The following is a 22,309-nucleotide window of genomic DNA, read 5'->3' on the forward strand; positions in this document are numbered from 1 at the left end:
GGGAGCTAAACAATGAACTTAATGCAAATGGAACATCTGAAATCATACGGACTCCCGGAAATCGTCGTCGCCAGTTGGCGCGAACGCCTGGGCGAGGAACTACTTCCCTTGCAACGCAAGGCGGTCATCGAGAATCGTATCCTCGCCGGCGAAAACGTGCTGGTCTGCGCGCCGACCTCTTCGGGAAAAACCTTCTGCGGCGAACTGGCTGCGACGGCGGCGATTTTCAACCGGCGCAAGGCGCTATTTCTGGTGCCGCTGAAATCGATTGCCGAAGAGCGCTACCGCGAGTTCGCCAATCGCTACCGGAAGCTCGGCATCCGCGTCGTGATCGCAACCGGCGACCACCGCGAATTCGAACACGATCTCGAAAACGGCAAATTCGATCTCGGAATTTTGGTCTACGAAAAATTCAATCAACTGCTGATTCGCAATCTCGATCTGCTCGCCTCCGTCGGTCTCATTGTCATCGACGAAGTCCAGATGATCGGCGATTGCGAACGCGGCGCGACGCTGGAACTCGCCATCCTCAAGACGCAGCAGTCGCAATACCATCCGCAGATCGTCGCACTCTCGGCGGTGCTCGACAATGCCGACGAATTGGCGGCGTGGCTGGGGTGCCGGCTTTTAGTCGATCATTTCCGCCCGGTCGAATTGCGCCACGGGGTGTTGTATCAGGGGCGCTATCGTTATCGTTGCGCCGATGGCCACACCACCGGCGAGGAAGCGTTGTCCGACTGCAATTCCGACGATCCCGAAGAATTACTCCTCACCAATATCGAAACGCTGGTCAACAACGGCGAGCAGGTGCTGGTCTTCCTCAAAGCCAAACGCGCTTGCGAGATTCTGGCATCGCGATTGTCGGAGCGGAATTTCTGGCCCGAAGCGCAACTGACTATCGAACATCTTCAGCGCGAAACGACGACAATTCTTGGTCGGCGTTTGGCGGAAACCTTGCAGTCCGGCGTGGCGTTTCATCACGCCGACCTCTCGCATCGCCAACGCCGGACTCTTGAACGCGGCTACTTGAATGGCGAAATCAAGGTGCTGGTCTCGACCACGACACTCGCGATGGGTGTGAATCTTCCCGCGCAGACGGTGTTTATCGACTGCTACAAATATCAACCGGGACGGCACGGACAGCGCGCCGTCGTCGCGCCGCTGGGCTGGAGCGAATACGAGGCGATGTCGGGACGCGCCGGACGTTATGGCCGCGGCGCGCAGTTTGGCCGCTCGGTGCTGATCGCCAATTCGGATATCGAGGCCGAAACCTTGTGGAAACTCTATGTCGAAGGCTGTGCCGACAGCGTGGGGTCTTCCCTGCAGTCGTTGGCGATGGCGGATGTCATACTCGATCTGGTTTCGGCGCGGGTTGTCAACAAGGTGTCGGAGATCGTTCCGACATTGCAATCAACGTTCTTTGCCGCAGTCGAAGGCGCTGTCGATGAAGACTGGATAACCGATTCGGTCGAGCGATTGAAGTCACAGCGGATGGTCTTCGTCAAGAAGGATGAAATCTCCGCCTCGCCGATGGGACAGCTCGCGAGCCTGCGCGGTATCGGTTCGGCCTCGCTGTCTCGACTGGCAGCACGATGTTGCGCGAATACAATGGCAGTGACCGCTTGAGCTGGCTCTATTCCGTCGCGATGCTTCCCGACTTTCGAATTGACGGGCATCTATCTCGATGCCTCTGACGACTACGGCAAATCGTATCGCATCCGCTTGTCACGATATCTCAATGAACATTCGCAGACCGCGCCGTGGCTGATGCGACTTGTCGATGACGAATACCTCTTGACCGATCGCGAGTTGCTGGGATTGAAGACCGCGTTCCTGCTCTGCGAATGGCCGACCTCAATCGAAACAGCCGATCTGGAATTGCGCTTCAAGACGCATTGCGGTGCGATGCTGCAAATGTCGGAGACCGCGGCGTGGTTGGTTGATTCGCTCGCCGAACTGGCGGAGTTGCTTCATCAACCGAAGGGGCAGATCGCGCAGTTGCGGACATTGGCGCACGTCACCGGCAGAGGATTCGATCTGCCCGGATCGATTTTCGATGCCGCCGGATTCGACGCCGAAAATCGCGACTTGGTGTGGCGGTTGTTCAATGCCGGCTTCGTGACAACGGGACACTTCACAAACGAAAAGCGGGCCAAGCTGGCGGCGCTGGTTGGCGATGCCGCCGCCGAATATCTGATTACGAAATTTGGAGAACTACGAAAGAGAAATAGCGCTGAACTGAACAGCGAGGAGGAAACCATGCCATTATTGAAACTGCGCGGCCTGCTCAAAGGCGAGCGCGTGCGGATCTGCTTCAACGAGGCGGAAATCGATTTGACACCGAAGAGCTTCAACTATCTCTACAAGCTCGGGGCGGCGCGATTCCTCAAGCCGGAGGGCTGGATGAGCAAGGAAGAGATTGAACCGGGATTCAACCAGGCGAAGAACATCTATCGGGTCAAACAGGAACTCAAGCGTTTCGCGACGGGACTTGAGAACATGATCGAAAACAACAAGTCGGGATTCTATCGTCTCAATCTCAAGCCGGAGCAAATCAAAATCGATGTCGAATCGATGGAGGCTTATTCCGACTTCGAACTGGCGGAACTCACCAAGCGCCTCTCCAACGCGACGGTGAGTTAGGGAAGAGGCGGCAAACAATGGCGTCACCAAATCACGGGAGACCCCATTTCCCCTCTCCCGATGGCCGACTAGGTCCCGCTTTGCGGGAGAGAGGGATTAAGGGTGAGGGCGTTTCGTAGACCAGGTCTCCTTACCGGAAGCTCACCGGAATCAGGAGCATCTCATTGGAGACCTGCCAGTCTTGACCAGCCGTCTAATTGTAGGCAGCGGTGCTCTTGCCGTTAGAAGCACTTCACTGGAGACCTGCCAATTTCTGTGACGAAAGCGGCAACCACTGGCAGGTCTCTCAGCACGCCTCTTCAAATGACACGCCGTTTCGGCAACGAGACCTGCCCTACAAGGGGGCCGGGGAGAGGAATTAGGGTGAGGGCGTCCTTACCGGAAGCTCACCGGAATTAGAAGCATCTCATTGGAGACCTGCCAATCTTTGTGGCGAACACAGCAAACACTGGCAGGTCTCTCAGCACGCCTCTTCAAATGATCACGCCGTTTCGGCAACGAGACCTGCCCTACAACTTTCCCCTCTCCCGACGGCCGATTAGGTCCCGCCTTGCGGGAGAGAGGGACCAACGGTGAGGACCTATCGCAAACTATCACTTTCACAAACTTGCCCAACCCATTGCCTTGCTTCAAATTGAAACATGCTAAAATCAGCCAAAATAACCACAACAGGGATTACCCCGATTGTCCGATAATTGTACAAAGAAATCGTTCCCGTCTGCGGTACCAATGGCGGTGACATTCACGGACGAATCGACTAATCGTCGCCTGCCGGGTAGGCTGTACCCCGCGGGAGAATAGGAGTTCAGCCATTCCATGAGCGGAACTAACCGCCAGCTACCCATCATCCCATTGCGTTCGACGATTATTTTCCCCGGCTGCGTCGAGACCATTCAGATTAGCTTGCCGCGCAATCTGCTGCTGCTTCGCGAACTGCGCGATTCACAACAGCCGATTGTCATGATACCGGTGCGCGATGGCCGCGGCGAAATCACCGCTGCCGGCGATCTGGAAGGCATCGGCGTGCTCGCTCGTCCGCTTGTGACTCAAACCTCGCGCGACAGCACTTGCAGTGTGACCTTTGAGGCCGTTCGCCGCATCAGACTCGAACGATTGACCGGCACCGAACCGTATCTCGTCGGCGACTTCATCGAACTCCCGCCGGAGCAGGATATCGATTCGTTGGAGCGCGCACTTGAAAAGGTGTTCTCCTATGCCGTTCGCGTTTTGACGACCGACACGCATTATTCGCCCGAAGTCTACGAGATTTTCAAAGCTAACCGTACCGACATCGACCGTTTCGTTGATGTCGTTTCGCATCATCTGCACTTCCCGTTCAGCGAGAAGCGTTCGCTTTTGTCGGCGGTCTCGCTCAAAGAGCGCATCTTCCATCTTTTGGATTTGCTCAGCGAGGAATGCCAGCGCATCGAGCTGGAGGATGAACTCAAGGTTAAGGTCGAAGACTCGATCAACAAATCCCAGCGCGAATTCTTCCTGCGCGCCAAACTGAAAGAAATCAAACGCGAGCTCGGCGAGGACTACGATGACGACAACGTCGCCTCGACCTATCGCCGCCGCATCAATATGATTCATGACCTCCCGATTGAGGTCCGTGAGCAGTTGTTCCTGGAAACCGAGCGCCTCAAGATGCTCTCCCCTGCTTCGGCTGAGTTTGGCTCGATCAAACGCTATCTCGATTGGCTGATGGCGGTACCGTGGGGCAAGACCTCGACCGATGAAACCAATTTGGCACAGGTCGAGAAGATCATCGACAGCAATTTCTACGGCGCGAAAGATATCAAAGACCGCATTACCGAATACCTGGCAACGCGCCAGTTGACCAATAACGTCTCCGCGCCTGTCATTTGTCTGACCGGTCCGGCGGGCACGGGCAAAGCATCGCTCGCATCCGCAGTCGCGACGGCACTGCATCGCAAGTTGATCCGATTCAGCGTGGCCGGATTCAGTTCCACCGCCGAATTGCGCGGCGAACCACACACTCTCGAAGGAGCCATGCCCGGCAAGATCATTCGTGCATTGATCGAAACCAACTGCGTCGATCCGGTCTTTTTGATTGAAGACCTCGACAAGCTTTCCTATGACGAGTCGCGCGTCTCGATTGCACTCGCATTTCTTGACGTCATCGACGCCCGCCAAAATCGCAAATACATCGACGACTATCTCGCCCTGCCGATCGACCTGTCACGCGTGATCTTCATGTTCAGCGTGCGCGGCACCGAAATGCTCGCCGAGCCTTTGCTCGAACGGATGGACGTAATCGAGTTCTCCGGCTATGTCGACCGCGAAAAAGTTACCATTGCCGAACGCCATCTGATTCCTTCGTTGCTCGCTTCGAACGGTATCAACAAATCTGAACTCGTGTTCACGACCGGCGCGATCAAGACCGTCATTCGTAACTACACGATGGAAGCCGGCCTCAGTCAGGTCAAACAGCGGCTCGAAACCGTTTGCCGGAAATTCTCCAAAGCCAAGGCTACTTCCGAGAAGAAGGTCAAATGGGTGATCTCCGAGGATAATCTTGAGCAATACTTCGGAACACCTGTGTACATCCCGGAAACTGCAGAAAGCCATCCCGAAATCGGCGTGGCGGCTGGTGTCGCCTGGACCGGTTCCGGCGGCGATATTATGATGATTGAGGGCTTGAAAATGCGCGGCTCCGGCAATGTCGCTTGCACCGGCTCGCTCGGTGAGGTGATGCGCGAATCCGTTCAGGCGGCGCATAGTTTCGTGCGCTCCAAAGCGGAGATGCTGGCTATTCCGCACGACGACTTTTCCAACTACGATATTCACGTTCACTTCCCGCAAGGCGCCATCCCCAAAGACGGTCCCTCGGCGGGAGTGACGATTTCACTGGTAATTGCGTCGGTCTTGAGCGACCGCCCGATTCGCAACGATATCGCCATGACCGGCGAGGTCAGCCTGCGCGGCAAGGTTCTGCCGGTGTCGGGTATCCGCGAGAAGGTTGCCGCAGCACATCGCGCGGGTATCTTCAAAATGGTCCTGCCGTCGCAAAACCGCAAAGACATCAAGGACATTACCCGCGAATTGCGCGACCAGATGGAGTTCATTTTCATCGACCGTACCGATCAACTATTCGAGATCGCACTGATGGATTACGATCCATCTGCCGCGACCCTGCAGGATCTGGTTATGCTGGAAATGCGCCGTCGCGCCAAAGAAAACAAACCGCCGCGCCGCAGTACAGCGCGCCGGGTCGCCGGCGGAACGGTTAAACCGCGCAAAACTGTCCGCAAGAAAAAGCCTGCCAAAGGCAAAAAGCGCCAACAGCAGTAGCTGGATTGCTCTGCCACGCAGCAGTCGTCTCTCTCACCAGAAAGATTGCTAAAGCACTTGATTGTGAACGCCCGCCGTCCACGTCGGGCGCTTTAGGTCGCGGCGGGCGTGGTCGGCCGCCGCGCACAAAGCCCATTGGTGGCAGAAACCTTCTAAATCCGCAATTTCCCTTTATCTTGACTATCTTGCTTCTGCGAATAATAATGTCTCATGGTCAGATTTAACCTGCGCGAACTGCTATTCGTCCCGAATCTTTTGACGTTGTTCCGGCTGTTTTTCCTGCCGTTGCCGGTGATTTGCATCGCGTACGGCAAAGACAACTTCGCGCTGGCGCTGTTGGGCGTCGCAATCGCTACCGACGTGCTCGATGGCTACTTCGCCCGCAAGTTGAATCAAATCTCTGAACTCGGCAAGATTCTCGACCCATTGGCGGACAAGATCGGCGTTGCTGCATTGGTCGTAGCATTGGCCGTTTATCGCGATTTCCCTTGGTGGGCGGCGGCGATTATCATTGTACGCGACCTGCTATTGCTCATCGGCAGTCTGGCAACATTGTCAAAGACTACTGAAATCCCAACCTCCAACCTCTTCGGCAAATTCACAGCACTAACCTGGGTCGTATTGGTAATCAGCTACCTAACACCATTCGTGATTCTGCAAAAAGTGCTACTTTGGTTAGCGGTTGCCATGGTGCCGATTTCATTTCTACTCTACTTGAAAAAGCGCCGCTGATACGATACCAACAGCATACCTCATTCCTACCATCGCATCCAGAAGCTCGCCTCATTCGGTATAGGCAGTTGCTTGCGCAATATCGTGCCGGAAGGATAGTGCAGAGTCACATCATACTTTGTGTCGTCGGGGTCGAGCGCACCGCTGGGAATCAGGTCGAGATACCAGTAACCGCTGGAATCGGTCGTCGTTGTTAGCGCAAACGGTGAGATGATTACTCCGTCGAACAATAGCGGCGATTTCTGAATCCGCGCCGTCACGATCACACCGTCAATGCCCCTGCCATCAAGTGATTGCACATAGCCATAAACGCGGCAGAGATTCGCAGTCGGCGTTTGGCCCGGATCGAAACGCGTCAGCCAAATCGTGTCATTCGCGCCGCCGGGATTGAAATCCACCAGCGTCGGCACAACTGCCTGACTGTACCCGTTTTGATTGACATATGCGGCATATTCGTGGTCATCAAGCGAGAATACCAAACGCCCGTTCGGATCGCTATTTCCCATCGCCGCAACCGCACTTTGGTCGGAGTTCAAAAGGCGAACAAACGCACCCGCCACTGCCGAGGACGAACCGGAGTCATACACATAGAGCGTGCAGGCATAAGCGCCCGAACCCGACGATGATACTGCGTTTGCAATGTCTGCGAAGTAGTCGCCGACATCATCTCCGATTACCTGATAACTCCCCGTCGCGGCGCCGCGCCAAGCCCCGCCAATCTTGACACGCACATAAACGTGATAGATTCCAAGCCGGCCTGCGCCGTCCGAAGCGCGATAGTGTATTTCGTACCAGCCATGGCGCGGATGAAACATCGCCGGAGATGATTGCGTGAGCGAGTCAATCAACACAGCGTCGGGACCGAAGCGCAATGCAATGATGCTGTCGGCATCGGCAATTACTGGATACATCGTTGTATCAAACGTGCAAAACGAGACGACTATCGAATCGGAGTCGCCGTTGCCCGCAACAGCGGGCGTGATCACAATTTGCGCTTGCGCCGTGCTTAAGGCTATAAGTAAGAACAAGATTAGTTTCTTCATCGTATTCCTCCAATCAACCCGCCGCCGATGACTGCAGCGCGTCTGCGGTTTGCGAAGATGCTACTCTGCGTGAGTCTGATAACGATCAATGGTCGGTCGTTGACAGCGTTGGCTTCAGATGAGTGATAGATGATTTCCGCGTCGTTGATCTGCCCAATCTGGTTGTTCCAGTAGTTATGCCAGACCCAACCGTGATTGGCAGTCGTGTCGGATACGATTCGATTCGCAAACAACGGTGGAATCGTCCAGGTGATAAATGCCCCGGCTACAGCGTTTCCACGATTCTGCCTGATCGAGTCAAGCACCGTATCGACGACATCGCTATTCGCGCCGAATGCACCGCCGATATTCCAGCGGAACGTGTCGGCGTCAGCAATGTAGCGATACACCCAATTGACATAGTTCGTGTTCGACTGCCCGGTTGCATTGCCGCAAACCCACTTGAGTTTGAGCAACTTGATTCCATTGGTCGACTCCCAGAGCGAATCTTCCGCGCCGTTAGCGACATTGTACAGCTTGGTGCGAATGGCAAATCGTTCGACATTGGCGCTTCCGCTTGGCAACTTTCTATACAACGCATCATTGTTGATCTTCATGAATGCGACTTTGTTGTCGTAATCGTGACCGGTATAAAGACTTCCCCATCCGCCGTAGCTTTCAAGCGAGTCAATTCCGGAGGATGATTCAGCCCAGGCATCTTCGATCTCGACCTTGCCGCTGAAGCACGCATTGCGATTGACGTACGCATTTGCCGTGTCACCTGCCGCCCAGGCTACTGCCCGGTTGAAGATCGTAAAGAACTGGCACGAATCGCGCGGCGTCGAAGTCACCGAGAACAATCCAAGAAAGACGCGGCGGCCTTTGGCGGTGTTTCGTCCGTCGCCGGTGTTGATGATTCTCTGCCCTGAGTCGGCGGCACAAAGATGTACATGCGACGTATCGTCGGCATCATCCTTGTCGATGATTAGCGGTGCGATATCGTGGCCTGTGTCGGGAAATGCCAGACCGTAGATACCGAGCGAGGTCGCGGTCCAAAGAAAGAGCGAATCCTGCAGTACGCGCGTAATCCAATGATCGCGGTTGATAACGCGGACAAAGCCGGATGCTTCAACCGTGCGGCCATTCGTACCGTTAGAGTTGACACCGAGATTGATCTCGTCCCAGGTTTCACTCTGCAGGCTCACAAAGCCGACACGCGAATTGGCGATTGTGTCGGCAACACTGTTCGGCGAAGGCGAAGCAACCTCGTTTCCGCACCAAATCACGACACCAAACGCGGTGTCGAAATATGCCCCATTGCGTCCCGCGACAGTGTCAGGCGTTATCCAAGAGACATCATATCCGAGGTCGTGCGTAAGCGCATTCGCCAGCAGAGTGTCGATGCCTTTGTTGCCGATATCCTCGACCACAATCGCCGCTCGGATGTTGTCGCCAAAGCAACAGACTGATGTCGCAGCAAACAATGCGTTAACTACGATGAGGAATCGGAGTCTTCGTCCGAGTTTAGCTCTTCGTCGCGCAGTTGATTGAGTAGTTCCCAAATCTTCTCCTTGTCGTCTTGTGACAGTTTGAGTTTCATCTTCAGTTCCAGCGCCTTGAGCAGATCGCCGACGCGCGGATTGATCTCCTTGTTGCGCAGTTCCTCGACGATCTTGGCTTGAATCTCTTCAAGAATCTCCAAGTCGTTTGCATTCCCCTTTCGTTGCTTGTCCAAATCATCAAGTTTGCTCATGCTGCTCCAACTCGAGGTTTGCCTCTAACGCGGTACCGACTGCGACTTCGCTTACGCTTTCGCAGAACGGGCAACAACGCGGAACAGTGTTCTTCAGGACGAAGTACATTTTCCCGCAGGAAGGACATTTCGCCATCATCAATCCATCCATCATTGGCTCATCCCATCTCGACAATCAGCAGATCAACCGTTACGGATTGAGACGATGGCACCATTCGCGCCAACCGGAAAGATTCATGAGACGGATCGCTCGTCGCAACAACGCCGATGGGGCTGTGAGGAATGGTTACTATGCAGGCGTTGTTAATTGACGGTGGCAGTTTGTTTCCACGGTGATCCGTCAGGTCGGCAAAGTTGATACTCTGCACCGAACCGCCGAGCAGGAATCGGCCATGCAGAATGTGCTTCGTGGCGCCGTCGCTTTCGGTGATGACAAACTCCGGCTCGAAATTCGCCATCTCGCCCCACACAACAACTCCCGGCACCAGCCACATTTTGCGCGCCAGCAAGTAGGTCAGGGTCGGATTCATCGGGAATCACCTCCCGTTACGCGTACCGGCGAACTGAGCTGTCCTCGCACTGGAGCGAAACGGTGTGCGATCTTGAGTCCATCGGCAAAGTAGTTTGCCCCCAGTTCCTGCCAGTGATTGGCGGTTGAGGTTCCGCCCGGCTGCTGCAGTGCAGACATCGCTTTGACGCGACACAGCACGGCCAATGCCAGATAGGTTTCGGCAGTGACCAAGCCTTGATTGGATGAATCGTGATATGATTCGTCGATCAGGCTTAAAAGCAGGTCATCGGCCTCGGCGACAGCGTTGTCGAGCTGTGCTTCGTCCAGCGTCAACGACTGCGTTTCGTAGTCGACAAATACGGTCTGCCCATCTTCGATTTGGCTTCCGGTAATTCGTCGAATCGTACCGCGTATGTGGTCAACGGCGTAGTCGCTGTTGCGCTGGTAGACGCGATAGGCAAAGAACCACACGGCAACTGTCGCACCTGCGGCGATTTCGCCGTCCAGCCGTTGTATCGTTCCCTGAACGTAGTCGATGTGATAATCAACGTGCTCGGTATAGATGCGCCCGAGCGAAGTGTCGGACGCCACCACCACGCTGTCGGGAATCAGATTTGTGTATCCCAACGGACATGGCAAATCGCCCAATGTGACCAGCGTTGCGTGCGGTGCGCCAAGTTCCTTGCCTTTGACGACAAGGCTTCCCTCTTTCAGTTGCGAGTGCATCAGCGCAATTGTCGCCAGACCGGACATCTCGACTGCGACATCGCGATAACTGTCTCGCAAGGAAATCGACTCGACCAAGTGTCGTCGCACGATTTCAGAATTGGTAAACGGCATAAACTCCCCGCGTTAGTTGTTGAGAAAGGTGATTGAAGTACACGGTGTGATCTGTGTTCCGACCGGCGCAGTGGTGAAAGCTGTGGTCACGCGCGCCCGCAGCCAGAAATGTAATCGCGACTCGATAGAGCACTTCTGCCAATCAATAGGCACACTCGCTGTGTCCTGCCACAATCGCAGGCGTTGGGTGAGCTGATCGAAATGAAAGGCGCCTGACTCGGGCGTAAACTCCTTCCATCCGGAATCGGAAAAGTATTCCCAAATTACCACACCGGCTGATCCGGCTATAGCGAGATTGATACTCAGCCTTGCAAACGGCTCATCCGAACCGACATAGAGCGCGTCATCGACCGCAGCAATCAGCGCATGCGAGTCAGTGGCGATCACATCGGCTATTGTCGTGCTCGCCGATTCCAGCGTCCGATTGTGGAACTTCGGCGAGCCGTCATAGTCATATAGATACACAGCTGCAAACCGCGAGAATTCCGAAGCGAGTAATTGCTCCGGTGCAAAGCCAACACCGCTGCGGTGACGATAGCGGAGTTCCACCTGATTGGAACCGATTTCGATGCCGTAGAAGACATAGGGAATCTCGCCATTGTACAGCAGCAACGGCGCGGTCGCTGAGAAATCTGCAATCGCGAATGCTCCTCCCCAGCCGGTGGCGTCGCACTCGGCGTACCACAACTTGAAGTTGGCTTCAAAGACAACACCGATCAGCGATCCCGATTCCGACACGCCCGCACCAAGGCGATCATTCAAGTATATCCCCGAGTAGATCACGGCAGGATCTTCCCAGATTGAAGCGCCATCGAGGAGACGCCGGGCAACTACCTCTGCGCTGTTCTCTGTGTGGAAACAGTAGACGTATGGCTCTGCGTAGACGGCAACACAAAACGATGCCGATGAGCTTTCACCCAACGTTGTGCCGGGATCTTCCGGTCCCGAGCCCCAAAGAGCGCCGTCGCTGGTCGAGCGTTTGTGTCGCGTTGTTTGGACTCCGGTTGCGCTATCGATGCAAACCCAACAGACGTGCAGGCGTCCTGTCGAGTCTTTGATGACGGAGCCGTAGTAGTTGGCTTTGTCGTTGTAGATTACTGACTCGCTCCCGACCGTCCAAACACCGGAAGCGAAACTCAGTTTCCGCATCGCGAGGTTCAACGAACTTTGAACAGTGTAGACGACGTAGACATTGCCGTCCGCATCAAGACAGCCGGAGCAAGGAAAGTCGGCGGAGTTCTCGGTGATCGTCAGCGGTTCCGACCAGTTGTCATAGGGCGCATCAGCATAGCGGCACTTAATGACAGAAGCGTCGGATTGATAGACGACCAATTTGCGCCCATTGTAAGGACCTGCACGCAGTTTAAACTGTCGCCGCGCTTCGGTGTTCCCGCCGCCGTAGTAAGCGGTGGAGTTATCGATCAGTGATTGCATATTCTCCTTTCGTGTATGGTCTCAATTGCTGGCGGGGAGTCTCCGTCCTGCGCGCTATCGAGGACGGAGACAGAGGCAGCAGGATTGAGGCTACTCCCCTTTTAGAAGTTGTCGTCGAGCACCAGTGCGGCCTGTGGAACGACCTTGGCGAATGCAATTGATTCCGAGATGACGGCCTCTTCGAATTTCTGTTCGATGATCTTGTCGAATTCGACCATCAACGGCTGGCTGATGACTTCTTCGACTGCGAAACGGGAATCGAAGCCGACTACCAGATCGGTCGCGATGTTGTCACAACGCACGAGCTTGGCGCCGAGCGGAGAGATCAACTCGCCGGTGGATTGGAACTTGAATCCTGCCAACGGATCCTTGAACTCTGCCAGAGTAAGCAGTTGACGCATTTTGGTCTTGTGGCAGACCAGAGTGTTCAACTCGAACGGCGAAAACTCCGACCAGAATTTGACGAGATCGTCATAGTCGATTGTGCCGGAGACATCGGTATTGACCACGGTGGCTGAGTTGTCGTTACCATCGCCGTTGATCAGCACATCTGCCAGCAATGCAATCTTGTCGGACTGAAGGCGGAATCCGATGTACCACAACAGAACTTTGAACTGCGCGGTAGTCTTGTGACGAAGCGTCTTGTACGAGGTCTTCAGCGCGACACCGTAGTCGGGGACAGTGATGGTGTTCAACTGCTCTGCGACAGTGATCTGCGGAATGTCAGCGCCTTCGCCAATCGGACGCAATGCCAGGCGCTGATCGGTAGCGCTGACTGCGATATACAAAGGCGAGTAGCGGTTGGCGCCGATCACAGTCTGCGCGGCGGTGAGTTGATTGAACATCGGCCGCATCTCCATGCCGCGACGAATTTCGCGAGTCACGAACTCCGGCAGAAGCGATGGCGCCTGGCGGAAGAACAGCTCGACGCTGTCGGGCGATTTGCCGTTGACGCGGATACCTGCGGCAGCAAGCTGGCGCTCAAACGCATCGAGCGGGCAACCGACCGGCGACGGATCGTAATCCTCCGACTCGAGCAGTTCGGTCAAACTCATGCCGCGCGACTGCGCTTCGAGATAAGTCTCGCGCGAGATCTTGATCGCAGCCGCACGCGACAGATCAACGCCGGTCACTTTCTTGTCCGGCTCGATCTCGGAAAGTGTCCAAAACGATTTGGGTATTTGAGTGAGATTTTCAGTTTCCATTAGCTTCTCCTGTTAGTTCAAAATCAGTGTGCAATCAGTAGTGCCGTTGACGGCGATAACGATGCCGCGCGCGATGTTGCCGCCGGCCGGATCGTTGACTGCGAGCGCCGGTGCTTGCTTTACCTTGCCATCAGCGGCGCCGACGATGCGATTGCCGAGGACCGGATAGGTTGCCGCAGTCGCGAGTTTCATCACGCCGGCGACTTGGACCGTGGCTTTGCGCTTGCCGGAGTCGGCATCGGTCAGACTGAGCGCGACGAGTTTGCCGAGAATCTGCGCACCGTCGGTGCCGGCAGTGACTTCGTAGTTGTCCGCGAGTTTCACGGCTTTGCCGAGATCGGCATCAGTCAAGTCATCCGCGCCGGCGGTTTGGTTGATGTTGAAGGTGAGATACAGCGCGCCGGCTGCTTCGAGGTTCTGGTCACGAATTCCCATGGGGTTCCTTTCGGGAAGTTTGAGATTGAGTGTTTGAGTGCTTCAATGGCTTAGCCAATTTTGAATTGTGCGAGTTTGTCGTTGTCATCGGTCTGAACGCTGACGGCATCCTGGAGGCGGCTCGTGAATGCTGTATCGAAAGCAGATTCGATATCGCGCTTAAGAGCGAGCAACTCTTCGAGCGACAGCGACTCGCTGCTGATCAATCGCTCGAGCAGTTTCGAGCTGGTACCTGTCAAGCGGGCGACAGCACGGGCACGCGCAAGCAAGTCGTCGCGAAACAGCTGGAGCAGTGAGTCCGCGAGTGTCGCTTTGGCGATAAGACCTTCTACCAATTCGGAAGCATCTTTGAGATGGCGACACAGCTCGGCGAGATTGACCTCGCCGGGATTTGATTCCGCAAGTTGGCGAGCGAAGCTCTGTAATTGTTCGATAATCGGGTGGTTCATAAACAGCTCCTTAGGGAAGCATCTGAAGTTTGGCTTCGATGCTGATTAGTTTTTGGTTGAGTTCGTCGCGCACCGCCATCAATTCAGATTTGGTTGCGACGCGGTCAGTTAGAATGGCTTCGATTCGGATCAGGCGGCTGTCGATTGCAGTCACGTTCTCCTGGCTGGCTTTGGTGGCAACCTGTTCCTTGAGACCGTAGATGGTCGCGTGATAGGCGGTAATCACACCGGCAGTCGTGACGACTACTGCCAGCAGGAATCTCAGCAGGCTTTCGCGCCCCTTGTTTTCCTTGCGAGTGAAGGCGTCAATGTTCAGGTTCATATTCCTCCTTCCATTCGCTCCAATTGGTACCGTCCCCTCAGTAATGTGCCGAAGAACTCCAACTGCCCGTCGGCCTTGCCCATGCGTTTGAGTTTGCCCCGTTCGAGGATCAGATGCAGATCGCGCGAGTGAATGAAGGTTGCATCTTCGCAAATCAATCGCTTCCCGTGATGAGTAGATGTACTGCCGAAGTTGAGAAGTCGTAGACGTGTCGTGACGCCATCCAGCGTGACCGTGAGCAAGGCCGACGTACTGTTTTCTCTTCGCAGTTCATAGTGACCGCAATCAGATTGAGAGCTTGGATTACTGTTCGCAGAGAGAGTCGAAACCGAAGTACCCGCAACGGCGCCGCGATAAACCAGCGAGATTTCGAGCAGTCGCTCGATCTGCTTGTAGTAATAGAAGGCTCTGATTTCGCGGCCCACCGAGGCGGACAACTTCGTTAACACGGTGCCGGCATTGGCGCATGTCGCCGCGGCAGACACCGCATTCCGGTTTGGCATAGAGGAATCCGAGCGAACATTCTTTGTAGATGCCGGAGTCGATTCCGGTCTTGATCTCTTCGGCGTTGGCTTGATTGCGGTGCCAGTAGAAGAGCGCCCTCAGCCACGGCGAACCTGCGCGGTCGACAATTTCGCCTCTGAACACGCGGCCAATTGGCAGTTCGTTTTTCTTGTGGCCGATCAGAACCGGCGCATCGATGACCAGGTCAGCGAGCTGTGCAAGTTCCTCGCGCGCGAAACATCCGCCCTGTGCATTGACTTGGTTCGATGCCGCCATCAACACGCCGATGTAAACGGACTCAGTCGTAGCCGGTTGCGCGGGTTTGATGACGCGATTGATCTCTGCGACAATGTTGTTTTTGTCATCTTCAGATTCGCCGAGCGCGGTGATGTCGAGTCGGCCGGTAAGATTCTCCACTCCTCCTCCTGTTTCGTTGAGTGTCTCCTACCCTTTGGCGCGAGAAATAATCTCGACATAGTGACTACATATTTTTGGAGTGGGTGTGGTGTGCGGGGAGCTGTTTTGGAGTCGGTATGTCCGTAATTAATATGCAAGAGAGTGCACTGCGAAGTTGACGTGACCAGTTCTGTTAGCGACTGTCCCAAATTGCAATCAGTTGCTATTCAAATGCTTGGAATGTTTTATGCAGAAAGAGCGAAAATGGCACGGTTACTGCTAATATAAGAGTCTGAAAGAAGGAGAACTGTTTATGGAAAGAGCTTTCAACATCTTCAAAATGGTCTCGCTCGCAGCTCTTGTGGTCGTCGCCCTGCTTTGTCTGAGCTACTCGCACGCATATGGATATAGTGCGGCAGTCGGCATCGGCAAGCCATCGAATGTGGTTGTCAATAACGGCAATACAGGAAACGGCAACAATACTGATCTGGAGAATCTGGATCACAACTGGGACCGCGACAACTACGTATCAACCGCTGACAATTCCGATAGTGGATTGCCGCCCACGACAGTACCAGAACCGGGAACGTTGATTCTCCTCGGCTCAGGACTGCTCGGGCTTGCTCGATACGTTAGACGGCGGAGTTAGACCTCACCGAATCGAAAACCCGGAAACGGAGTTTTCGAGGTCGCTGACTTCGCCGCCCAAAGCGCCAATGCGATAGCCATAACGGCATCGCAATGGTCGTTTTTTTCCCAATTCAATTCCCGCAATTCATCAATTAGACTCCAGTAGTCACTCTCGCCTGCTCCTGTCTCATACTGCGGCACCGCAATATGACCGGCTTCGAATTCCGATTGCAAGTTCGTCAACAAGTCCGCCTTTGAGCGCGTGGTAAACACGAACCCCTGCGGCGCGATGTCGGCAAGTTCCGAAATCACTACATCACCCAATCCTGTCGAGTCGATTATGGTATCGCCGCCGTACTCGCGTTTGCGTTTGCGAATCGTCTCATAGACATAAGGCCACTCGCGATGCTGGAAGCGTTCGATCTTGACCAGTTGAAACGGCTTGTTAGTGACATCAAGAGTTGCTCCGACGGTGAATGTGCGTTTGCGAGCGAGGTCCCAGCCAGTGACGTAGCGATGATCCACCAGTCGCGGTCTTAGCCCGGTTGACTGCGACAGGCTGCGCTGAATTGATGCCTCATCTAGAATTTCATTTCCAGAGTCTATGAACATTCCGTGGATATTTTGCTCGATTCGCTGGGTAGACATCGTGTCGATTTTGGATTCGAGAAACTCGCGGCTGACGTGAGGGTTCTCGAATGTCGAGCCAACCTGCGTGTATCCGGTTTGCGGATTCTCGCGCAATTCGCGGTACTTCTTGAAGAACCAATTTCGTCCGCACGGCGTCGAGACTAAGTCGAGTGTGCCGCATCGATCAGCGAGTCGCATGGTGAGAATCTCTTCGACCAAATACTCTGGATGCAATTCGAATGCGACCTCGTCGAAGTTTATGAAATCGTAATCGTGGCCGAGGATGTACTCTCCCCTGTTTTGCGAGGTCCGTGCCGTGATCTCGGCATCGTTGCCGAAAACCAACGTCGGAAACGGCGTGCGGGTGATGCTCTTCACCAGGGGTTCGATCAAGCCGCTTGCCGCGAATTAGCGCGAGACACTTGTTGAAAATGATATTCGCCTGATCCTGCGTGATCGAGATGTTCACCGCGCGGTAGCGGTTGATGTGATCGAATCGCCGCTCGCGGATACGGAAGATTGCCCGATGGATGAACTTCGCCGCTTGTATCTGTGACTTGCCCCAGCGGTTGCCGGTCACCAGCAGGTTTTGCGGCATGTTGGCGTTGCGGAGCCAGCGGATCTGTCCTTCGTGCGGTTCGAATTCCAGAAATTCGCGGCAGAAAAGTACCGGGTCATTGACCGAGCGCCGCCAGCGATTGTTGGCGGCGTGATTTGGTTGGTGTTTCATGGAGTGCCTTTGACGGGGTGGATTGGTTGGTAGGGCAGGAGTAATGGCACGGAGTAATGGCAGGTCTCTCAGTTGCGTGCTTCAAGCATCACGAAATTTCGGCAATGAGACCTGCCCTACGGCACTACGACAAGCGCGCAAGTTCGTTGATGGCTTCCTCGCGGGTGATCAGGTTGTTGGTCATCTTGGTGATGATGTTTTCGAGTTGTATCTTCTCGGCTTGGGCGCGTTCGGTCAAACCGATGTGGGCGCGATTTTCGAATCGGAATTGCACCTCGGCGCTGATGCCGTGCAATGCCAATTCGACATTGGCGATCCAGTTCAACAGCGAGGCTGCGGCGTTTTGCACGGTTGCGACTTGCCGCTGAACCAATTCATACTTGAATTCGGCCCAGTTGTGTGTCGTGCCATAGGCATAGCCGAGCATAAACGGCGCCAGATGCGTTCCAGCGCAGACATCCTCGATCATCGACTTGTGATTCATATACCACGCGGTCGCCGACGAATTGCGGTTCGACGGCCCGATGTATTCGATTGCGACATCATTCCACGTCACCGGATTTTTGTCAGGACCGAAGTCGCGCATCATCTCGACCGTGTCGTCGAAGTAGTTGTTCGCGCGCGTGACATAGTCGGCATCGGATTCCTCCGAGCGTTTTTCCGGCGGCGTGATTTTGACGTGGATGCGATGGTACCCCGCCGAACGCATCGAGCGGAACATGTCGTTGACCAGGGTTTGCTCGACGCGTGCGACAAATGGTATCGCCGCCAAGAGCGACTTGCCGGCAACGCTTCCCGGTTGGGCACCGAGACCGTAGTAAAATGTCGAGGCTGGATTCAGCGCGGTGCGGTGGTTTTCGATTTCCTGAATACTTGATGCTCCTCACCGCTTGGTTCGATGACGATGCTGCGCATATCCGCCAGCAAGAATCGATCGACGCTTGATTGCGAGGGTGACAACTGCAATTCGCCACAGACTGCGCCATCGGTGAAAAGCGATTCGAAGAACTGCAATAACAGCTCGCGGAATCCGCCGCGCTTGAGCAGGCCATTGCGGTAGATGCGTTGGTCGAGTTGGTGCATTATGGCGCGAACCGCCTGTTCGTCGGCTTCGGATGCGGCGCCGCTGATTTGGTAGTCGAAGCGCGCCGAGCAGAGCCTGACCCAGGTCCAGATCACGGCATTGAGCATCGGGATGTTGTCGCGCAGGTAGCGGTAGAGTTCGAGGCGGGCGTGGCCGGAATCCCATGGATAGAGTGTCAACTGGCGGTCGTAGTCAATGTTGAGCGATTTGAGACGAGGTTTGGCACGAATTCCGGGCGGAATTGTGGCGGATTTGCCTCCGGCAGGTGAAGATTTCTTGGCGAGAGCTGATTTGTTCTTTTTGGACCAAAGTTTGATCGACATATTTACTCCTCCTATACTTTGGCGCGAGAATTAATGTCGAGTCAATAGATACAGATTTCGAGATTTTGCTTGCGCGACGAATGCCGCTGTGGTATATAGGGTTTGAGTACAAAATGCCCCGGAAACGGGACCCATAGATTGTGCAACAACGAGTGTTGTTTGCTTGATTACAACACAAGCCAAAAGCATTCAAATCTCCAACTTGTGTTCCCCGCAATAGTCAACAAGCAGCACTCGTTTTTATTTGCCCAGCCCGCAGAACGTGCGTTCTGATAAAGCATTATCCGGTAACAGTTTAACGGGATTAGACTTGAAAAGCGCACTCGGAGTCAGCGCAGAAACTGCTTCGTGCCCTTGCGAATTCCAGCGCGATTCTGCTTTGGCTATATTTGTCAATGACTTAGGGGTGTCGCCGATCGGGCTGACTTTGGCATGGCTTTTGATAATATATAGCATCGAAGTGAGTTAAAACCGTGTCATCGAACAGTAATGTTAAACGATAATTCACTTCAGACGTTTTGCATTACCGATAAGCGAGGGATCGTAAAAAAGTCCCTCGCTGAAAATGATGACCGAATAGAAGGAATGAAACAGCCTCTAAACTCTTTTCGATAGCCCACCTTATAGACCTTGAGTTACCGGGTTAGTAGTAACGACAAGTTGCTCAAACGGAAAACCCGAGTCGGAGCCCTCTGACTCGGGTTTTGCATTTGGGGTGTCGATAGGCGTGGGTTACGAAGGTCTCCTTTCATCTAGATTGATTACGTGAATGTCGCTGCCAACATTTCCCGAATGCGGCGGCAAGGGGACCACCGGTTGGGGGGCCCGGGGACCAAGTCCGCGGTCAAAGAGCACCACGTTACTCAATCACCTCTCACCGCGCCATCGTGGACGGGGGCCGCGGCAGGAATGCGCGTTCGACACCTTTGTCCGGTCGTTCTGAATAGTATGATGATTGTCAGGCGCAGCAATGAGGCTGCCTCAGCCAATCTAGGTGTGGCAGTGGGTTCGGTATCGGTCGGCGGATGGACTGGCTAAAACTCTTCCGCTTCTCCGTAGAAATAGTAGACGCGGTCAAGGGCGTCTTGCAAGGCGAGCGCTTCTTTGGCTTGCTTCTCGGGCGATTTGCGCACCTTGCGTTTGGTGGTGTCAGCTTTTTTCTTTTCGGGGACGGTCATCAGGGTTTCTTCGACTTTTTCGACAAAGGTCGGCCAGGTCTTGTGCAACGGCTCGGAAGTGTCATAAATCACCTGAATCGTCTTTGCGGCAGAGGTCGCCAGCATTGATTTGTCCATCATCTCGAAGTACGTACGCGGCAACGGAAGCAGAATTGACACGAACAGCGCGGTACCGACTATCAGCCAGCCGCGAATGGCGCCGACAATCGCGCCGCCCCATTTGTCGCGTTCGCCGAGCTGCTGAACTGAGACGAGTTTTTCGAGGATTTTGGCAACGACTTTGAAAATGGCATAAATCAAACCGAGCACAATGATGTACGAGATCACGGCAATTGTAATCGGCGAGGCGTCGATTGCGGCCGCGACCTCTTCGGCGACGAAATCTAGCTTGCCGGTTGAGATCACCAGCGCAGCGCCCAACCCCAGCAGTGCCATAAGCTCTTTGAGGAATCCCTTCTTTGTGCCGATGAACACAAAGCCCAACACGCCCAGAAGCGCGATCAGATTAAATACCATTATCCCCTCCGAGGTCTGAGTCAAACGACACGATCACAGTATCGCGACCAGCCGGTATAGGTTCAGTCTGCACAGCCGCCGCACAATTTCTGAACGGCGCAGAGAACAATCGAAGTAAATTCGCCGAATCGGCGCAGAGCATTCAAAACTCGCCGAGATCCGACTTTCAGTTAAAATGTGATTGAGTTGACGATATTAGGCAAGAAAAAAACTTTGGCGGCTCTACTTGAGATGATTGACAAACGACGCCATATCCGGCGCCTTGAACAAGGCGGTACCGGCGACCAAAACATCTACGCCTGCCGCCTTGGCGAGCGGTGCAGAATCCAAATTGATGCCGCCATCGATGGAGATCAGGTATTTGTAGCCGTGCTTGTTGCGCCATTCGACAGCCGTTCGGACCTTGCTGAGCACGTCGCCGATGAATTTCTGCCCGCCAAATCCGGCATAGACGGACATCACCAGGAACAAGTCGATATGTGCAAAGAGCGGGAAATAGTCCTCGATCGGGGCGTCTGGATTGAGCGAGATACCGGCTTTGGCGCCTTTGCGGCGGATTTCCTGGAGAATCTCGGTGTCGTGTTTGATGACTTCACCGTGGACGGTGAGATAGTCGGCGCCGGCATCGAGGTAGGCATCGACATACTTCTCGGGGTTGGAGATCATGAGGTGGACATCAAGGGGCAGATTGGAGATGCCATTGACCTGTTTGATGATGAACGGGCCGAAACTCAGGTTCGGCACGAAGTGGCCATCCATGACATCGCAATGCAGCCAGTCGACGCCGGCGGCTTCGACATCGCGGAGCTGATCGCCCAAGCGCGTAAAATCGGCGGCGAGTATCGATGGTGCAACAATTGTCATTGGGGTGATAATAGCGTTCCTGATGTCGAACGGCAAGCGCGGAAACTAATCCGTTTTCGACACAGTCAGTTTGACCTTTTCGCCGCGCATTACTTGCTCGTTGCGCTCGGGTTTCTGTTCGAGTACTGTGTTTGGAAGGTAGCGGTCTTCCTTTTTGCGCTTGATTTCATCCAGGACAAGACCGAGATCTTCGAGTCGTTCACGCGCCCTCTCCAGCGGCAGACCCAATAATGATGGCATCGTAACGACGTCGGTTTCGTTGCCTTGATTGACGGCAATCGAGACCTTGCTGCCAAGCGGCAGAAGTGTGCCCTTGGAAGGAATCGTTTCGATAGCAGTATTCTTGGCGAGCGAATCGACCCGCACCCAGTAGATGTCCCCTGCCGCGAAGCCTGACTTCTGCAGAGCGATATTTGCCTGCGCCAACGGGAGTCCAAAAACATCGGGAATCTCGGCAACGCGCAATCCGGCGGATACGACGATTTTGACGCTGCGACCCGATTTGATCATGGTGCCTGCTTCGGGAACCTGGGTGAGGATTATTCCTTCCGGTTTGTCCGAGGAAAACTCGCGTCCGGCGATTTCGAGCGAAACGTCGAATTTCGCAGACAAATCTTCAGCTTCGAATTCCGTCTTGCCGACGAAAGCAGGCAAGGGAAACTCCTCTGCATGGCGGGTAACAACAGGCATGATGAGACTGTTCACGAAGATGAATATCGTAAGGAAGGCGATAGCCGGCACGCCGATGTAGAGCAACGCGGGGCGAACATAGTTGCGGAGTGGCTGCATCGCT

Annotated in this window: 24 protein-coding genes; 5 read left to right on the plus strand and 19 right to left on the minus strand. The window is 54.6% G+C overall.

Annotated elements, in window-relative coordinates; genetic code table 11:
• Positions 1-12 precede the first annotated feature (12 nt).
• The 4 genes from IPH59_07325 to IPH59_07340 all read left to right on the plus strand — a co-directional run bounded on the left by IPH59_07325 (position 13) and on the right by IPH59_07340 (position 6,690).
• The gene (locus IPH59_07325; protein ID MBK7091516.1) at positions 13-1,626 is read left to right on the plus strand and encodes a DEAD/DEAH box helicase; all 1,614 of its coding nucleotides are present in this window, start codon (positions 13-15) and stop codon (positions 1,624-1,626) included.
• 39 nt (positions 1,627-1,665) lie between these two features.
• Positions 1,666-2,643: a hypothetical protein gene (locus IPH59_07330; protein MBK7091517.1), complete on the plus strand. Its 978-nt coding sequence runs from the start codon at positions 1,666-1,668 to the stop codon at positions 2,641-2,643.
• An 816-nt stretch (positions 2,644-3,459) separates the two neighbouring features.
• Positions 3,460-5,958 carry an endopeptidase La gene (gene lon, locus IPH59_07335; GenBank protein ID MBK7091518.1) on the plus strand — a complete coding sequence of 833 codons (2,499 nt, stop codon included), beginning with the start codon at positions 3,460-3,462 and terminating at the stop codon, positions 5,956-5,958.
• A 210-nt stretch (positions 5,959-6,168) separates the two neighbouring features.
• On the plus strand, positions 6,169-6,690 hold the full coding sequence (locus IPH59_07340) for a CDP-alcohol phosphatidyltransferase family protein (GenBank protein MBK7091519.1): 522 nt from the start codon (positions 6,169-6,171) through the stop codon (positions 6,688-6,690).
• A 26-nt stretch (positions 6,691-6,716) separates the two neighbouring features.
• Here the strand turns inward: IPH59_07340 and IPH59_07345 are convergent, their stop codons facing one another.
• The 13 genes from IPH59_07345 to IPH59_07405 form a co-directional block, all read right to left on the minus strand.
• The gene (locus IPH59_07345) at positions 6,717-7,733 is read right to left on the minus strand and encodes a hypothetical protein (protein ID MBK7091520.1); all 1,017 of its coding nucleotides are present in this window, start codon (positions 7,731-7,733) and stop codon (positions 6,717-6,719) included.
• Positions 7,730-9,196 (minus strand): hypothetical protein, encoded by a 1,467-nt coding sequence (locus IPH59_07350; GenBank protein MBK7091521.1) that lies wholly within the window; start codon positions 9,194-9,196, stop codon positions 7,730-7,732. The genes IPH59_07345 and IPH59_07350 overlap by 4 nt, the downstream gene beginning before the upstream one ends.
• Before the next feature lie 8 nt (positions 9,197-9,204).
• Positions 9,205-9,465 (minus strand): hypothetical protein, encoded by a 261-nt coding sequence (locus IPH59_07355; protein ID MBK7091522.1) that lies wholly within the window; start codon positions 9,463-9,465, stop codon positions 9,205-9,207.
• On the minus strand, positions 9,452-9,619 hold the full coding sequence (locus tag IPH59_07360; protein MBK7091523.1) for a hypothetical protein: 168 nt from the start codon (positions 9,617-9,619) through the stop codon (positions 9,452-9,454). The genes IPH59_07355 and IPH59_07360 overlap by 14 nt, the downstream gene beginning before the upstream one ends.
• A gap of 4 nt (positions 9,620-9,623) precedes the next feature.
• Positions 9,624-9,995 carry a hypothetical protein gene (locus IPH59_07365; GenBank protein MBK7091524.1) on the minus strand — a complete coding sequence of 124 codons (372 nt, stop codon included), beginning with the start codon at positions 9,993-9,995 and terminating at the stop codon, positions 9,624-9,626.
• On the minus strand, positions 9,992-10,816 hold the full coding sequence (locus tag IPH59_07370) for a hypothetical protein (protein MBK7091525.1): 825 nt from the start codon (positions 10,814-10,816) through the stop codon (positions 9,992-9,994). Before IPH59_07370 ends, IPH59_07365 begins: the two co-directional genes overlap by 4 nt.
• A gap of 12 nt (positions 10,817-10,828) precedes the next feature.
• Positions 10,829-12,250 (minus strand): hypothetical protein, encoded by a 1,422-nt coding sequence (locus IPH59_07375; protein ID MBK7091526.1) that lies wholly within the window; start codon positions 12,248-12,250, stop codon positions 10,829-10,831.
• Positions 12,251-12,351: 101 nt separating this feature from the next.
• A complete protein-coding gene (locus IPH59_07380) occupies positions 12,352-13,455 on the minus strand; it encodes a hypothetical protein (GenBank protein MBK7091527.1) in 1,104 nt (367 codons plus the stop codon).
• Between the two features lie 12 nt (positions 13,456-13,467).
• Positions 13,468-13,890 (minus strand): hypothetical protein, encoded by a 423-nt coding sequence (locus tag IPH59_07385; protein ID MBK7091528.1) that lies wholly within the window; start codon positions 13,888-13,890, stop codon positions 13,468-13,470.
• A gap of 50 nt (positions 13,891-13,940) precedes the next feature.
• Positions 13,941-14,339, minus strand: a complete 399-nt coding sequence (locus tag IPH59_07390; GenBank protein MBK7091529.1) for a hypothetical protein — start codon at positions 14,337-14,339, stop codon at positions 13,941-13,943.
• 10 nt (positions 14,340-14,349) lie between these two features.
• The gene (locus IPH59_07395; GenBank protein ID MBK7091530.1) at positions 14,350-14,661 is read right to left on the minus strand and encodes a hypothetical protein; all 312 of its coding nucleotides are present in this window, start codon (positions 14,659-14,661) and stop codon (positions 14,350-14,352) included.
• Positions 14,658-14,903: a hypothetical protein gene (locus IPH59_07400; protein MBK7091531.1), complete on the minus strand. Its 246-nt coding sequence runs from the start codon at positions 14,901-14,903 to the stop codon at positions 14,658-14,660. Before IPH59_07400 ends, IPH59_07395 begins: the two co-directional genes overlap by 4 nt.
• Before the next feature lie 61 nt (positions 14,904-14,964).
• Complete coding sequence (locus IPH59_07405; protein MBK7091532.1) at positions 14,965-15,582, minus strand: hypothetical protein; 618 nt, start codon at positions 15,580-15,582, stop codon at positions 14,965-14,967.
• A gap of 292 nt (positions 15,583-15,874) precedes the next feature.
• Here IPH59_07405 and IPH59_07410 point away from each other — a divergent pair, with 292 nt between their 5' ends.
• Positions 15,875-16,210, plus strand: a complete 336-nt coding sequence (locus tag IPH59_07410; GenBank protein MBK7091533.1) for a PEP-CTERM sorting domain-containing protein — start codon at positions 15,875-15,877, stop codon at positions 16,208-16,210.
• Here the strand turns inward: IPH59_07410 and IPH59_07415 are convergent.
• From IPH59_07415 to IPH59_07440, 6 genes are all read right to left on the minus strand, one after another.
• Entirely contained in the window at positions 16,207-17,199 is a 993-nt protein-coding gene (locus tag IPH59_07415; GenBank protein MBK7091534.1) for a hypothetical protein, read from the minus strand. The two genes, IPH59_07410 and IPH59_07415, sit on opposite strands and share 4 nt — an antisense overlap.
• 476 nt (positions 17,200-17,675) lie before the next feature.
• Complete coding sequence (locus IPH59_07420) at positions 17,676-18,323, minus strand: hypothetical protein (GenBank protein ID MBK7091535.1); 648 nt, start codon at positions 18,321-18,323, stop codon at positions 17,676-17,678.
• Between the two features lie 65 nt (positions 18,324-18,388).
• Positions 18,389-18,958: a hypothetical protein gene (locus IPH59_07425; GenBank protein MBK7091536.1), complete on the minus strand. Its 570-nt coding sequence runs from the start codon at positions 18,956-18,958 to the stop codon at positions 18,389-18,391.
• A gap of 1,034 nt (positions 18,959-19,992) precedes the next feature.
• Positions 19,993-20,652 carry a CvpA family protein gene (locus tag IPH59_07430; protein ID MBK7091537.1) on the minus strand — a complete coding sequence of 220 codons (660 nt, stop codon included), beginning with the start codon at positions 20,650-20,652 and terminating at the stop codon, positions 19,993-19,995.
• Between the two features lie 222 nt (positions 20,653-20,874).
• On the minus strand, positions 20,875-21,516 hold the full coding sequence (rpe, locus tag IPH59_07435; GenBank protein MBK7091538.1) for a ribulose-phosphate 3-epimerase: 642 nt from the start codon (positions 21,514-21,516) through the stop codon (positions 20,875-20,877).
• A gap of 45 nt (positions 21,517-21,561) precedes the next feature.
• Positions 21,562-22,305: a PASTA domain-containing protein gene (locus tag IPH59_07440; protein MBK7091539.1), complete on the minus strand. Its 744-nt coding sequence runs from the start codon at positions 22,303-22,305 to the stop codon at positions 21,562-21,564.
• Between the last annotated feature and the right edge of the window lie 4 nt (positions 22,306-22,309).

Source organism: bacterium, assembly GCA_016708315.1.
Lineage (GTDB): Bacteria > Zixibacteria > MSB-5A5 > CAIYYT01 > CAIYYT01 > JADJGC01.

What these genes read in the sequence shown, in the direction of transcription:
- IPH59_07325 (MBK7091516.1), top strand. Translation starts at nt 13, where the DNA reads ATGAACTTAATGCAAATGGAACATCTGAAATCATACGGACTCCCGGAA.
- lon (MBK7091518.1), top strand. Translation starts at nt 3,460, where the DNA reads ATGAGCGGAACTAACCGCCAGCTACCCATCATCCCATTGCGTTCGACG.
- IPH59_07340 (MBK7091519.1), top strand. Translation starts at nt 6,169, where the DNA reads ATGGTCAGATTTAACCTGCGCGAACTGCTATTCGTCCCGAATCTTTTG.
- IPH59_07345 (MBK7091520.1), bottom strand. Translation starts at nt 7,733, where the DNA reads ATGAAGAAACTAATCTTGTTCTTACTTATAGCCTTAAGCACGGCGCAA.
- IPH59_07355 (MBK7091522.1), bottom strand. Translation starts at nt 9,465, where the DNA reads ATGAGCAAACTTGATGATTTGGACAAGCAACGAAAGGGGAATGCAAAC.
- IPH59_07360 (MBK7091523.1), bottom strand. Translation starts at nt 9,619, where the DNA reads ATGATGGATGGATTGATGATGGCGAAATGTCCTTCCTGCGGGAAAATG.
- IPH59_07365 (MBK7091524.1), bottom strand. Translation starts at nt 9,995, where the DNA reads ATGAATCCGACCCTGACCTACTTGCTGGCGCGCAAAATGTGGCTGGTG.
- IPH59_07370 (MBK7091525.1), bottom strand. Translation starts at nt 10,816, where the DNA reads ATGCCGTTTACCAATTCTGAAATCGTGCGACGACACTTGGTCGAGTCG.
- IPH59_07375 (MBK7091526.1), bottom strand. Translation starts at nt 12,250, where the DNA reads ATGCAATCACTGATCGATAACTCCACCGCTTACTACGGCGGCGGGAAC.
- IPH59_07380 (MBK7091527.1), bottom strand. Translation starts at nt 13,455, where the DNA reads ATGGAAACTGAAAATCTCACTCAAATACCCAAATCGTTTTGGACACTT.
- IPH59_07385 (MBK7091528.1), bottom strand. Translation starts at nt 13,890, where the DNA reads ATGGGAATTCGTGACCAGAACCTCGAAGCAGCCGGCGCGCTGTATCTC.
- IPH59_07390 (MBK7091529.1), bottom strand. Translation starts at nt 14,339, where the DNA reads ATGAACCACCCGATTATCGAACAATTACAGAGCTTCGCTCGCCAACTT.
- IPH59_07395 (MBK7091530.1), bottom strand. Translation starts at nt 14,661, where the DNA reads ATGAACCTGAACATTGACGCCTTCACTCGCAAGGAAAACAAGGGGCGC.
- IPH59_07410 (MBK7091533.1), top strand. Translation starts at nt 15,875, where the DNA reads ATGGAAAGAGCTTTCAACATCTTCAAAATGGTCTCGCTCGCAGCTCTT.
- IPH59_07425 (MBK7091536.1), bottom strand. Translation starts at nt 18,958, where the DNA reads ATGTCGATCAAACTTTGGTCCAAAAAGAACAAATCAGCTCTCGCCAAG.
- IPH59_07430 (MBK7091537.1), bottom strand. Translation starts at nt 20,652, where the DNA reads ATGGTATTTAATCTGATCGCGCTTCTGGGCGTGTTGGGCTTTGTGTTC.
- rpe (MBK7091538.1), bottom strand. Translation starts at nt 21,516, where the DNA reads ATGACAATTGTTGCACCATCGATACTCGCCGCCGATTTTACGCGCTTG.
- IPH59_07440 (MBK7091539.1), bottom strand. Translation starts at nt 22,305, where the DNA reads ATGCAGCCACTCCGCAACTATGTTCGCCCCGCGTTGCTCTACATCGGC.